11 protein-coding genes are annotated in these 12,302 nt (G+C 57.7%); 6 read left to right on the top strand and 5 right to left on the bottom strand.

What is annotated here, in order from left to right:
* Positions 1 to 161: 161 nt before the first annotated feature.
* Positions 162 to 1,676, top strand: coding sequence for an MFS transporter (locus tag AABM52_RS16355; protein ID WP_347906851.1), 1,515 nt, complete (start codon positions 162 to 164; stop codon positions 1,674 to 1,676).
* Positions 1,677 to 1,783: 107 nt separating this feature from the next.
* Positions 1,784 to 3,142, top strand: coding sequence for a glutathione-disulfide reductase (gene gorA, locus AABM52_RS16350; protein WP_347906849.1), 1,359 nt, complete (start codon positions 1,784 to 1,786; stop codon positions 3,140 to 3,142).
* Here the strand turns inward: gorA and AABM52_RS16345 are convergent.
* Entirely contained in the window at positions 3,139 to 4,149 is a 1,011-nt protein-coding gene (locus AABM52_RS16345) for a DNA-binding protein (RefSeq protein WP_347906848.1), read from the bottom strand. The two genes, gorA and AABM52_RS16345, sit on opposite strands and share 4 nt — an antisense overlap.
* Before the next feature lie 178 nt (positions 4,150 to 4,327).
* Between AABM52_RS16345 and AABM52_RS16340 the strand changes: the two genes are divergently transcribed.
* The 3 genes from AABM52_RS16340 to ahpF all read left to right on the top strand — a co-directional run bounded on the left by AABM52_RS16340 (position 4,328) and on the right by ahpF (position 7,658).
* Positions 4,328 to 5,266 (top strand): site-specific integrase, encoded by a 939-nt coding sequence (locus tag AABM52_RS16340; RefSeq protein WP_347906846.1) that lies wholly within the window; start codon positions 4,328 to 4,330, stop codon positions 5,264 to 5,266.
* Between the two features lie 138 nt (positions 5,267 to 5,404).
* Positions 5,405 to 5,968: an alkyl hydroperoxide reductase subunit C gene (ahpC, locus tag AABM52_RS16335; protein WP_007975937.1), complete on the top strand. Its 564-nt coding sequence runs from the start codon at positions 5,405 to 5,407 to the stop codon at positions 5,966 to 5,968.
* A 127-nt stretch (positions 5,969 to 6,095) separates the two neighbouring features.
* Positions 6,096 to 7,658 (top strand): alkyl hydroperoxide reductase subunit F, encoded by a 1,563-nt coding sequence (ahpF, locus tag AABM52_RS16330; RefSeq protein ID WP_347906844.1) that lies wholly within the window; start codon positions 6,096 to 6,098, stop codon positions 7,656 to 7,658.
* 163 nt (positions 7,659 to 7,821) lie between these two features.
* Here ahpF and gloA read toward each other — a convergent pair whose 3' ends face one another.
* Positions 7,822 to 8,343, bottom strand: a complete 522-nt coding sequence (gene gloA, locus AABM52_RS16325) for a lactoylglutathione lyase (protein WP_007985492.1) — start codon at positions 8,341 to 8,343, stop codon at positions 7,822 to 7,824.
* A 144-nt stretch (positions 8,344 to 8,487) separates the two neighbouring features.
* Here gloA and AABM52_RS16320 point away from each other — a divergent pair, with 144 nt between their 5' ends.
* The gene (locus AABM52_RS16320) at positions 8,488 to 9,006 is read left to right on the top strand and encodes a DUF4946 domain-containing protein (RefSeq protein ID WP_347906842.1); all 519 of its coding nucleotides are present in this window, start codon (positions 8,488 to 8,490) and stop codon (positions 9,004 to 9,006) included.
* A gap of 162 nt (positions 9,007 to 9,168) precedes the next feature.
* On the opposite strand, the gene AABM52_RS16315 is transcribed toward AABM52_RS16320, so the two are convergent.
* From AABM52_RS16315 to AABM52_RS16305, 3 genes are all read right to left on the bottom strand, one after another.
* Complete coding sequence (locus tag AABM52_RS16315) at positions 9,169 to 9,534, bottom strand: histone-like nucleoid-structuring protein, MvaT/MvaU family (protein ID WP_008051761.1); 366 nt, start codon at positions 9,532 to 9,534, stop codon at positions 9,169 to 9,171.
* A gap of 234 nt (positions 9,535 to 9,768) precedes the next feature.
* Positions 9,769 to 11,301 (bottom strand): EAL domain-containing protein, encoded by a 1,533-nt coding sequence (locus AABM52_RS16310; protein WP_347906840.1) that lies wholly within the window; start codon positions 11,299 to 11,301, stop codon positions 9,769 to 9,771.
* A gap of 112 nt (positions 11,302 to 11,413) precedes the next feature.
* Positions 11,414 to 12,286, bottom strand: a complete 873-nt coding sequence (locus AABM52_RS16305; protein WP_347906838.1) for a LysR family transcriptional regulator — start codon at positions 12,284 to 12,286, stop codon at positions 11,414 to 11,416.
* Positions 12,287 to 12,302: the final 16 nt, after the last annotated feature.

Genomic DNA, 12,302 nt, shown 5'->3' with positions numbered 1-12,302 from the left:
AAATCCTGATTTGTTAATTGCCGGCGCAAACGATGATTGTTGCGGCTAAAAACCTCTGTATTAAGTGGGATGTACCAGAGCCGGTTCGCTCGGCGTGACTCATGTCACGTCAAGGGCGCGCTTAAAGTCGCTGGGGTTTATGAGGAAATGGAGTTTCGTGAATGGCGTTAACAGGAAGCGTGACCCTAAAACGGTGGTTGGCTCTAAGCGTACTGATGCTACCGGTACTGCTGGTAACAATTGACAATACGGTACTTGGATTCGCGTTGCCAAAGATCGCTGAGGCCCTGCGTCCGAGCGCTAGCCAGCAGTTGTGGATGATTGATGCTTATTCGCTGGTATTGGCGGGGTTGCTGGTGTCGATGGGTAGTCTGGGAGATCGAGTCGGTCATCGTAAGTTGTTACTGGTCGGGTCTTTGGGTTTCGCCATTATTTCGGTGCTAACCGCGTATTCCGATACCGCCGCGCAACTGATTGCCGGGCGAGCTTGTATGGGCGTTTTCGGTGCAATGCTGATGCCCTCGACATTGGCGTTGATACGTTCGGTGTTCGAGGACCGAGAAGAACGCAGGTTGGCAGTCGCGATCTGGGCAACGACATTGACAGTAGGTTCGGCACTCGGTCCTTTGGTGGGCGGTGTATTGCTGGAGTTCTTCAGTTGGGGGGCGATTTTCCTGTTGGCGGTGCCCGTGTTGGTGCCGCTGCTGATATTGGGCCCAATGTTGTTGCCCGAATCCGAGCGAGATGCTTCAGGGCCGCTGGATCCACTTAGCATCCTGCAATCGATGGTTGCCCTTGGTGCCATCGTTTATGGCATTAAACACAGCGCAAGTTATGGTATCGACTGGATGACGCTGACAGCGTTTGCAGTAGGCGCAGTTGCGGGCTGGATGTTTGTGCGTCGACAGTTACGTCTGCCAGTGCCGCTGATGGACCTGACTCTGTTCCGCAGTGGCACCTTTAGCGGCTCTGTCGCGATCAATTTGATGAGTCTCGCGTTTCTCGTCGGCTTCGTATTCTTTACCACTCAGTTCCTGCAGATCGTTCTTCAGATGTCGCCCTTGAGTGCTAGCCTCGCGTTGATTCCTGGTCAGGTCATGGCGATTGTAGTGGGGATGGCGGTCGTGCCTGTCGCACAGCGATTACAGGTACATGTGCTGATACCGATTTTGATGGCGTTTGCTGGAGCGGCGTTTTTGCTGGTCGCCAGCATGGGCAGTAGCCTGACCGTTCTAGTGGTGGCTTTTGCCTTGCTGAACATTGGCGTGGGCGCGATCGCGACGGTATCCAATGATGTGATTTTGTCAGCCGCACCACCGGCAAAGGCGGGCGCCGCGTCTGCCATTAGCGAAACGGCCTATGAAGTGGGTGTGGTTTTGGGGACGACAGTGCTCGGCGGTGTCGTCACTGCCTACTATCGCGGTGCATTGCAGCTTCCGGGGTTCCTGAGCGAAGTGCAGATGATGCTGGCGAGTGAGACGCTGTCTGGCGCCTATCATGTGGCGGCAGACTTGTCGGGTGATCAAGCAAGGGAATTGATGGCGCAGGCGGGAAGGGCATTCGAAGGTGGAATCGGTTTGGTTTCGTGGGTGACATTCGGCTTGGCACTCATGGCGATTTTGATTGCTTGGCGCACTCTGCGGACATCGAAAGCGCTATCTGCAGAGGGGCATTGATCGAAAACGAAGATTGGGCAGCGCATCGCACGGCCCGAGCATTTCAGCACAATGCTTGCTCAGCGGCCGTCCGCAGGTATGCTGTTGGCCTGCCGAGGAGATTGAAAATGGCCTACGATTTTGACCTATATGTGATTGGTGCCGGTTCCGGCGGTGTGCGGGCTGCGCGGTTTGCCGCCGGGTTCGGCGCGAAAGTGGCCGTGGCCGAGAGCCGCTACCTGGGCGGGACCTGTGTGAACGTCGGCTGCGTGCCGAAAAAATTGCTGGTCTACGGTGCGCACTTCGCCGAAGACTTCGAGCAGGCTTCCGGTTTTGGCTGGGGCCTGGATGAAGCGCAGTTCGACTGGCCGACGCTGATCGCCAACAAGGATCGCGAGATCAATCGCCTCAATGGCATTTATCGCAACCTGCTGGTCAACAGCGGTGTGACTTTGCATGAAGGGCACGCGAAGATCGTCGACCCGCATCAGGTCGAGATCAATGGCGAGCGCTTTACCGCCAAAAACATCCTGATCGCCACCGGCGGCTGGCCGCAGATTCCGGAGATTCCGGGGCACGAGCATGCCATCAGTTCCAACCAGGCGTTCTTCCTCAAAGAGCTGCCCAAGCGTGTGCTGGTGGTGGGCGGTGGTTACATTGCGGTCGAGTTTGCCGGGATTTTCCACGGCTTGGGTGCCAAGACCACGCTGCTGTATCGCGGCGAGTTGTTCCTGCGCGGCTTCGACGGTTCCGTGCGCAAGCATTTGCAGGAAGAATTGACCAAGCGCGGCATGGACCTGCAATTCAACGCCGACATCGAGCGCATCGACAAGCAGGCCGATGGCAGCTTGAAGGTCACGCTCAAGGATGGTCGCCAGCTGGAAGCCGATTGCGTGTTCTACGCCACGGGGCGTCGTCCGATGCTGGACAATCTGGGGCTGGAAAACACCGGGGTCAAACTCGACAGGAAAGGCTTTGTCGAAGTCGATGAGCTTTATCAAACCGCCGAACCGTCGATCCTGGCGCTGGGCGATGTGATCGGCCGTGTTCAGCTGACTCCGGTGGCCCTGGCTGAAGGCATGGCGGTTGCACGACGCCTGTTCAAGCCAGAGCAGTATCGTCCGGTGGATTACAAGATGATCCCGACGGCGGTGTTCAGCCTGCCGAACATCGGCACCGTCGGGTTGACCGAGGAAGAGGCTCGCGAAGCCGGCCACGAGGTGCAGATTTTCGAAAGCCGTTTCCGGCCGATGAAGCTGACCCTGACCGAATGCCAGGAGCGCACGTTGATGAAACTGGTGGTGGACGCCAGGACCGACAAGGTCCTGGGTTGCCACATGGTCGGCCCGGAAGCCGGTGAAATCGTCCAGGGCCTGGCGATTGCCTTGAAGGCCGGCGCCACCAAGCGCGACTTCGACGAAACCATCGGGGTGCACCCGACGGCCGCCGAAGAGTTCGTCACCATGCGTACGCCGGTCGCCGGTTAAGCGTCCTTCGTTGCGTCTGCCGCTGCCGCAAGGGTTGCGGCCAGACGCACGCGTTCTTCCAGATCCGTTCGGGTCTTGGCCAGATCCATTTCCAGTGACCTGTTGAGCTGCGACTGCTCGTCGACGTTCTGTTTGAGTGCCTGGCTTTCCAACAAGGCGACGCGCAGGCGTTCCTGGAGGAGGGTGCGCTCGCCGTCGACGCGGGTGGCCTGTTCCAGCAACTGATCCTGACGGGTATTGCTTTGCTTTAGCTGTTCTTGCAGCAGGCTCAGCTCGCGCAGAGTGCCGCGGTTTTCAGTCAGCAAGCGTTCGTTGTCGCGGTGCAACTGGGTGATTTCATCCTGGCGTACCAGTGCGCTTTGTTGTGCCTGGCGCAGTTCCATCTGTAGCTGTTGCACCTGGCCTTCGTGGCGACTCATTTCCTGTTCGCGCTGTTCCTTGACCGCATTGCGGTAGTGCTCCAGGGCGTCGCGAGTGTGCAGGTGTTTTTCTTCAAGGGAGCGGATCTGCTCGTCCTTGTCTTTCAAGCGCAATTCGAAATCGGCCAGTGCCTGGTTCAACCCGGCGTTGCGGGTCTGCTCCGTTTGCAGCATGGCGCGGGTTTCTTGCAGGGCCTCGGATTCCTGAGTCAGCGCCAGGCTTTGAAATTCGTATTGCTGGTGCAGTTCGCTGTTGGCCTCCTGCGCTTCACTGAGCTGGTTATCCAGCGCCTTGCGTTGGTCCTCGTACTGTGTGCGCGCCTGGTCGATGGGTTCCTGCGCCTGTTCCTTGAGTCTTTGTGCAAGCCGCGCCACCAGCGCCATCAGTTCGTCGTCGATCGGTTCCGACGGCGCTTCGACAGGTTCGACCCTGTCGTCGAGTTCCTTGAGGTAGCGATGAATCGTGGTTTTCGAGCCGGTATTGCCCATCTCGATGCGTACGGCATCGATGCTGGGGTTTTCGCCGCGGGCGAGGATCGCCAACCGAGCGGCTTGAACCACCGCTTTATTTACACCGCCGCGTGCCATGAGATCTCCCGGGTTTTGATGATGTGGTACGTACCACGTAAATACACATTGTACCATTCAATTTATAAAGTTAAATGCTTGATGTAACTGACACGGGATATACTGGTATTACCCCGTGTGATACACCCAGTACCGGTTTTTGACCCGTCAAAGCGGTATGAATTCAAGAGTTGACCCCATGACTGAGCTGGATCGTTACCTGCAAGCGGCGACGCGCGATAACACCCGTCGTAGTTATCGGGCTGCCATCGAGCACTTCGAAGTCACGTGGGGCGGTTTTCTGCCGGCCACAGGCGACAGCGTGGCGCGTTACCTGGTGGCCCATGCCGGAGTGTTGTCGATCAATACGTTGAAACTGCGCTTGTCGGCATTGGCGCAGTGGCACAACAGCCAAGGCTTTGCCGATCCCACCAAGGCGCCGGTGGTGCGCAAGGTGTTCAAGGGCATTCGCGCGCTGCACCCGGCCCAGGAAAAACAAGCTGAGCCCTTGCAGCTTCAACATCTGGAGCAGGTGGTCAGTTGCCTGGAGCAAGAAGTGCAAGTCGCCAGGGCTGCAGGCGACCGACCGGGTCTACTGCGGGCCCGGCGCGACATGGCCTTGATTCTGCTGGGCTTCTGGCGCGGCTTTCGCAGTGATGAGTTGTGCCGGCTTCAGGTGGAACATGTGCGGGCCAGCGCCGGTTCTGGTATCAGCCTCTATCTGCCGCGCAGCAAGAGTGATCGCGACAACCTCGGCAAGACCTATCAGACACCGGCCTTGCAACGCTTGTGTCCGGTGCAGGCTTATATCGACTGGATTACCGAGGCGGCGCTGGTGCGCGGGCCGGTGTTCCGTGGCATCGATCGCTGGGGGCATGTGGGCGAGGAGGGGTTGCACGCCAACAGCGTGATTCCGTTATTGCGTCAGGCGTTGGCGCGAGCAGGTATCGCCGGTGAGCTTTACACCAGTCACTCCTTGCGTCGCGGATTTGCCACTTGGGCGCATCAAAGTGGCTGGGATCTGAAGTCGCTGATGAGTTATGTGGGATGGAAGGACATGAAGTCGGCCATGCGTTACATCGAAGCCAGTCCGTTCCTCGGCATGGCGCGCATCACGGAAAAGCCCGTTTCACCCTAGATATCGTTTTCTTCTATTAATACTGCTGGCTAATAGCGAAAGCCAATCAGCAGCATCAGGTTTGCCAATGAGCCAACCGTCCGTCGAGTGGGTAAAGTTCTCTCCATCAACTTCTTAACCCCTGACGGAGAGTCAACGATGCCTATCATCAACAGCCAAGTTAAACCGTTCAAAGCTGACGCATTCAAAAATGGCGACTTCGTAAAAGTCTCGGACGCTGACCTCAAAGGCAAGTGGTCTGTGGTGTTCTTCTACCCGGCCGACTTCACCTTTGTCTGCCCGACCGAGCTGGAAGACCTGGCCGACAACTACGACGCGTTCCAGAAGCTGGGCGTCGAGATCTACAGCGTTTCCACCGACACCCATTTCGCCCACGCTGCCTGGCACAACACTTCGCCAGCCATCGGCAAGATCCAGTACACCATGATCGGCGACCCGACCCACGCCATTTCCCGCAACTTCGACGTGCTGATCGAAGAAGCAGGCCTGGCTGACCGTGGCACCTTCGTGATCAACCCTGAAGGCCAGATCAAGATCGTTGAACTGAACGATGGCGGTGTAGGCCGTGACGCTTCCGAGCTGCTGCGCAAGATCAAGGCTGCCCAGTACGTCGCCGCTCACCCAGGCCAGGTTTGCCCGGCCAAGTGGAAAGAAGGCGAGGCCACTCTGGCGCCGTCCCTGGACCTGGTCGGCAAGATCTAAGTCTGTGACGCGCTTCATCAGGGCGGACTTCCGCACCTTCTAAGCAAGCTGCACCGCCCAATAAAAACGCCCGGGCGAGATTCGCTCGGGCGTTTTTTTGTCTCAAGAATTCAAGGAAATCGCCCGTATGTTGGACACCAATCTTAAAGCCCAGTTGAAATCGTACCTGGAACGGGTCACCCAGCCGATCGAGATCGTTGCTTCTCTCGACGACGGTGCGAAATCCCGGGAAATGCTCGAACTGTTGAAAGACGTTGCCAGTCTTTCCACCCAGATTACTTTGCTCGACAACGGCGAAGATGCACGCAAGCCGTCGTTCTCGATCAATCGCCCGGGCGCCGATATCAGCCTGCGTTTCGCCGGCATCCCGATGGGCCACGAATTCACGTCCTTGGTGCTGGCGCTGCTGCAAGTCGGTGGTCACCCGTCCAAGGCCAGTGTCGAAGTGATCGAACAGATCCGCTCGCTCAAGGGCGAGTTCAACTTCGAGACTTACTTCTCGCTGTCCTGCCAGAACTGCCCGGACGTGATCCAGGCGTTGAACCTGATGGCGGTACTGAACCCGAACATTCGCCACGTCGCCATCGACGGTGCACTATTCCAGGCTGAAGTCGATGAGCGCCAGATCATGGCGGTCCCCAGCATCTACCTCAACGGTGTGAACTTCGGCCAGGGCCGCATGGGCCTGGAAGAAATTCTCGCCAGGATCGACACCAGCGGTATCGAACGCCAGGCCGAAAAAATCAGCGCCAAGGATGCCTTTGATGTGCTGGTGGTCGGTGGCGGTCCGGCCGGTGCTTCGGCGGCGATCTATGCGGCCCGTAAAGGCATTCTCACCGGTGTTGCGGCCGAACGTTTTGGTGGGCAGGTGCTGGACACCATGGCCATCGAGAACTTTATCTCGGTGCAGGAAACCGAAGGTCCGAAACTGGCCGTGGCCCTGGTAGAACACGTCAAGCAGTACGACGTGGACATCATGAATCTGCAACGTGCCGACAAATTGATCACTGGCAAAGCGGGTGAGTTGCACGAAGTCCACTTCGCCAGCGGCGCGAAGCTCAAGGCCAGGACCGTGATCCTCGCAACCGGCGCAAGGTGGCGTGAAATGAACGTGCCGGGTGAGCAGCAATACCGCAACAAAGGCGTGGCGTACTGCCCGCACTGCGACGGCCCGCTGTTCAAGGGCAAGCGCGTGGCGGTGATTGGCGGCGGCAACTCTGGCGTCGAAGCGGCCATCGACCTGGCCGGTATCGTGTCCCATGTCACGCTGTTGGAGTTCGATGTGCAGTTGCGTGCCGATGCGGTATTGCAGCGCAAGTTGCTCAGCCTGCCGAACGTCACCGTGATCACCCGTGCGCAAACCACTGAAGTCACCGGCGACGGCCAGAAGGTCAACGGCCTGCGCTACAAGGATCGTCAGAGCGACGAATTGCGCAGCGTGGAACTGGAAGGGATCTTTGTGCAGATCGGTCTGTTGCCCAACACCGATTGGCTCAAAGGCACCATCGAGTTGTCGCCCCGTGGCGAGATCATCGTCGACGCGCGTGGTGAAACGTCGGTGCCGGGTGTGTTTGCCGCGGGCGACGTGACCACGGTGCCGTACAAACAGATCGTGATCGCAGTGGGTGAGGGTGCCAAGGCTTCCCTGAGCGCTTTCGATCACTTGATCCGGACTTCCGCCCCGGCATAAATCCTGGCGCTGAAAACACAAAACCCCATGAGTGATCGTGGGGTTTTTTGTGTCTTGCACATTACTTATGTAGGAGCGAGCTTGCTCGCGATGGTCGTCAACGATAACGCTGGTTGGCAAGTGCCCCGCGGTGTTCTCGCGTTTATCGCGAGCAAGCTCGCTCCTACAGTGGAGCTGGCTGAATGATCTCGACCCAGTAGGCGTCCGGGTCCTTGATGAACGCCAGGCTCTTCATGCGGCCATCGCTCAGGCGTTTCTGGAAATCGCAGCCCAGTGCTTCAAAGCGTGCGCAGGCGGCGACGATGTCCGGTACCGAGATGCAGATGTGGCCGAAACCGCGGGGGTCGGTGTTGCCATTGTGGTAGGCGAAATCCGCATCGTTTTCGGTGCCGTGGTTGTGGGTCAACTCCAGAATGCCGGGGATCGATTTCATCCACTCGGTGCGCGCGGCGGCATCGGCCGGGATCTGGTTCTTGTCCACCAACGCCAGGAAATACAGGCTGAACTCGGCTTCCGGGAAGTCGCGTTTTTCCACCAGGGTAAAACCCAGGATGCGTGTGTAGAAGTCCAGGGACTTGGTGATGTCCTTCACCCGCAGCATGGTGTGGTTGAAGACGAATTTCTGTGTAGCGGCGTCCGGTTGGGCGGTGACGCCGGGGAAGGTGTTCAATTCGTGCAGGCTCATGGGCCCTCCGGGAAATATGTGGGCTAACGAATGGCGACAATGATACGCAAGGGTTCGGACATCGCCAAACCCAAACAGTCCGCTATTGCCTGACAGCCGGCCTGGGCCCAGACTTTACGGCTTGATCCTTGAGCGCCCATTGCAATGATTCGATTCCGTAACCTGCTGTTCATCCTGCTGAGTGTGTTTTCGCTGGCTGGCGTTGCTCGTGCCGATGCGCCAGCAGTCAGCTGGCCGCAAGGCTGGCAAGTCGAGGAAGTGCCCGAATCGACGTCGGGGGTCAGTCGCCAGCGGGCGGTGAAAAATGATCAGAATGGATTGCCGCTTATGGTGATGGAACTGACCATGAGCCCGGTGCAAAGCGATCACCAGGTCAACCTCGAAGGCGTATTGCTGGAGATGCGCAAGTCGGTTCAAAAAGACTTCTTTCAGGGCGGGTATCAAAGTGTCTGCACGCGCATTCATTCGACTACCTTGAGTCGATTGGCCGCGCTGGAAACAACCTGCACCATCACGCAAAACGGCAGGCATGTGCTTTCGCAAACATTGGTGGCCGCAGTGGATGCCGATAAGGCCTATGTTCTTTCCTACGCCGGGCAGGCCGAGGCTTATAAGGCGAGCCAAGGTGAAATAGACGCAGCCCGTAACAGCTTGAAACTTTAGTAAGCGACAGTGCTTTTTCGATGCATGAAGAAAATTTTAGATATCCAAATGGATTAAGCACAAAGTTGGTGTCAGTCAGATAATTGTGCAGTGTCCGCCTTCGGTTTTTAGATGGCCCATGAAAAAGCCCTGCATGAGCAGGGCTTTTTTTCGCCGCGAGAGTTAGCCGCGCAGCCAGGAATCAACGGTGGCTGCACCGTACTGTTCTTTCCAGGCTTTCAGGCCGCGGTGGTTGCCGCCCTTGGTTTCAATCAGCTCGCCGGTGTGCGGGTTCTGATAAACCTTGACCACACGAGCGCGGCGGGTTTTAGGGGCTGCTGCCTGCAGCAGGCCGGATTTTGCCGGGTTAGGGTCGAGAATGGCGATGATGTCGCGCAGGCTCTTGCCATAGGTTTTCATCAAGCCCTGGAGCTTTTCTTCGAATTCGATTTCTTTCTTGAGCCCGGCATCGTTCTTCAGGGATTCCAACTGCTTGAGCTGTTCTTGAAGGGCCTTTTCGGCTGCACGAAATTCAGCGAGTCTGGACAATATCTTTACTCCAATAGTGTGTTTGGCTGATACCAACCGCAAACAAAGCTATAAGCCAAGAGCCTTGAAGCGACTCGGTGATAGTGGCTCACCTGCCAATTTAGCGCAGGCATGAAAAATTGTAGTAGTTAATTGGCCAAGAGTAAATCCTGTCTTTTTCTTCATGTAACGTCAGTAGTGTTTTGATTCAAATTGGTGCGGCTAATCGTTTGTTTTGGCGATTAAATTCGCGAGTTAATGGTCGCTTAATGCACTAATGAATTCCGCGCCGGGCATGGGTTTGCCGAACAGATAACCTTGCAGGAAGTTGACCTGGTGAGCGCTCAGGTAATCACTCTGCTCGCGGGTTTCGACACCTTCGGCCACCAGGGCAAGGTCGAGTTTGACCGCCAGTTCGATGATGCTGTCGAGGATGTGGCTCGACAGTGTGTCGACGCCGATCATGGCGACAAAACTCTGGTCGATTTTCAGAAAATCGACATTGAACTGCCGCAGGTAGCCAAGGCTTGAGTGGCCCGTGCCGAAGTCGTCGATTGCGATTTTCACGCCCAGTTCGCGAAGTTGCTCGAACAGTTGCAGGGTAATGGCCGTGGGCTCGATCAGTTCACGCTCGGTCAGTTCCAGTACCAGATGGATCGAATCCGGTTCGAACGCATCGAGGAACTCGCGGCAATCCTTGACCAGTTCCAGGTCCTGGCAATGGCTGGCGGTGATGTTGATGCCAATGTGAAACGGCTTGTTGAAGCTGGCCGATTGCGGAGCGAGCAGGGCGGCGGTTTGTCGCATCAGCGAGCGGGTCATCGGTACGATCAGCCCGGAGTGCTCGGCAAACGGAATGAACAGGTCCGGACGCACCAGGCCTTCCTTCGGATGTTGCCAGCGCATCAGCACTTCAGCACCGGACCAGCTTTTGCTGTCGCCCTGCACCACGGGCTGGAAATACGGAATGAACTCTTTAGCTTCCAGTGCCCGCTGCATTTCATGGGAGGGTGACGATGAGCGCTTTTGCAGGAAGTGACCGATTGCCCCGGCAATCACACCGAAGAAAATCAGCAGGCTGAACAGCGGCGGATACTCGCTGCTCATGTATCGCCAGGTTTCGCCTTCGGGGAAACCGGCTTCCACGGCAAACGCATAGTGCCCGGAGGTCAAGCGACTTTGCGCAACGGGCAACTCAGGCACAGCGCCGGTATGAAACTTGCCGTCGGCGGACAACCAGTCAGGGCCAACTTGCAGCAACAGCAAGGTCTTGCGGCCGATCAGGCGCAGGATATTGCTCAAGTGATAACCATCGAGGGTCGTCAGCGCGCCTTTTTTTCCTTCGCTCAGGCGGTACACCAGCAAGGCAGTGTTGGGCGTTACCGGATTGCCGCTCATGAGCCATAAGGCGCCCTGGGTGTAGTCACCGGGGTTGACCGCCTCCTGGTAGTCGCCGAACAGAGAGCTGCAATAGAGGTTGTTGTCCCACACCAGATTGGTTGAGCGCACGAAGGGGCGGCGGGTGACCTGCTCGCGCAGCGCCAGTTTGACGTCACTGCAACTTTGCCCCGCCAGCGGTAGCAATTCACGGGCGGCCTGGGCGGTGTTGTCGAGCATCAGGTCGAACTGGCGAATGGCTTCTTCGGCGGTTTGTTCGGTCTCCTGTTTGAGCGCATGCCCTGCTTGCATGTAAAGAATGGCGGCCCCCAGGAGTACCGGGAGCAAGCCACTGATCAGGGTGACCGCAATTCTTTTTCTAAAACTGCGGGTTTTGGCTTTCAGCGGCATTCGCGAGTCCTGTCACGAAGAAGTAAGGCGCTCAATTGATGGCAGGGCAAAACGCCTCCCATGAAGAGTTCGGGTATGGGCCATGATAGTTGGCCGTTGGCGGTTATGCCGCTCAACGCAAGTCAAGGCTTTCGGCCAGTTTGATAAAGGCCAGCGTCGCGGGTGATGCCTGGCGTCGATCGAGCACCGCCAGGCCGACCTGGCGCAACACCACCGGCGACAGCGGTTTTTTCACCCAGCGGCGGTCAACCTGATCGGGCAATGAGCCTTCGGCAACCACTGTCACTGCGTCGCCGCGAGCGACGACATCCAGAGTGCTGATCAGCTGCGAGCAGCGATAACGGATGTTGGGCGTCAGTCGGGCCGCTGTGAACAGGCGTGAAACCAGCTCCGAAGAACCGGCCTCGGTCAGCACGAACGGGAAATCGCACAGGTCCTTCAGGCTCAGGCTGTCGTGAACCGCCAGCGGGTGGCCGGCGGGCAGCAGCGCGACCATCTGGTCTTCGATCAGCGCGACCGTGTCGAAACGCTCCTCGGGCAACACCACAAAGCCTATGTCGATCCGCCGTTCCTCCAGCCACTGGAGCACCTGGCGGTCGGGGCCTTCGTCGATATGCACTTCGATGCCGGGATGGGCGGCGCGGTACTGCTGCAGAATCAACGGCAACAATTTGATCGATGAGGTCGGGCCGAAGGAGCCGATGCGCAGCGTGCCGCGTTTCATGCCTCTCGCATCGGCCGCTTCCTGGCGCAGGGTATTGGCCAGGCCGAGCATCGCCCGGGCGCGCAGCAACAACTGCTGGCCAATGTCGCTCAATTCGACCTGGGAATGATGCCGACGCAACAGTTCGACACCCAACTCCAGTTCCAGGGACTTCAAGGCATGGGACACCGCCGATTGGGAAATGCCCAGGCGATTGGCCGCTGCCGTGAAGCCTTGGAGTTCGGCGACCAGGGAGAAAATCTCCAGTTGGGTGAGGGTCATGAGTTTTTGCTCATTT

The organism is Pseudomonas grandcourensis (assembly GCF_039909015.1).
GTDB lineage: Bacteria > Pseudomonadota > Gammaproteobacteria > Pseudomonadales > Pseudomonadaceae > Aquipseudomonas > Aquipseudomonas grandcourensis.
This window is presented reverse-complemented; position numbering and strand designations above follow the sequence as displayed.

Excerpts from the sequence above, each read along its gene's own strand:
- AABM52_RS16320 (WP_347906842.1), top strand. The coding sequence starts at position 8,488 with ATGATTCGATTCCGTAACCTGCTGTTCATCCTGCTGAGTGTGTTTTCG.
- AABM52_RS16345 (WP_347906848.1), bottom strand. The coding sequence starts at position 4,149 with ATGGCACGCGGCGGTGTAAATAAAGCGGTGGTTCAAGCCGCTCGGTTG.
- AABM52_RS16310 (WP_347906840.1), bottom strand. The coding sequence starts at position 11,301 with ATGCCGCTGAAAGCCAAAACCCGCAGTTTTAGAAAAAGAATTGCGGTC.
- AABM52_RS16355 (WP_347906851.1), top strand. The coding sequence starts at position 162 with ATGGCGTTAACAGGAAGCGTGACCCTAAAACGGTGGTTGGCTCTAAGC.
- gorA (WP_347906849.1), top strand. The coding sequence starts at position 1,784 with ATGGCCTACGATTTTGACCTATATGTGATTGGTGCCGGTTCCGGCGGT.
- ahpC (WP_007975937.1), top strand. The coding sequence starts at position 5,405 with ATGCCTATCATCAACAGCCAAGTTAAACCGTTCAAAGCTGACGCATTC.
- gloA (WP_007985492.1), bottom strand. The coding sequence starts at position 8,343 with ATGAGCCTGCACGAATTGAACACCTTCCCCGGCGTCACCGCCCAACCG.
- AABM52_RS16305 (WP_347906838.1), bottom strand. The coding sequence starts at position 12,286 with ATGACCCTCACCCAACTGGAGATTTTCTCCCTGGTCGCCGAACTCCAA.
- AABM52_RS16340 (WP_347906846.1), top strand. The coding sequence starts at position 4,328 with ATGACTGAGCTGGATCGTTACCTGCAAGCGGCGACGCGCGATAACACC.
- ahpF (WP_347906844.1), top strand. The coding sequence starts at position 6,096 with ATGTTGGACACCAATCTTAAAGCCCAGTTGAAATCGTACCTGGAACGG.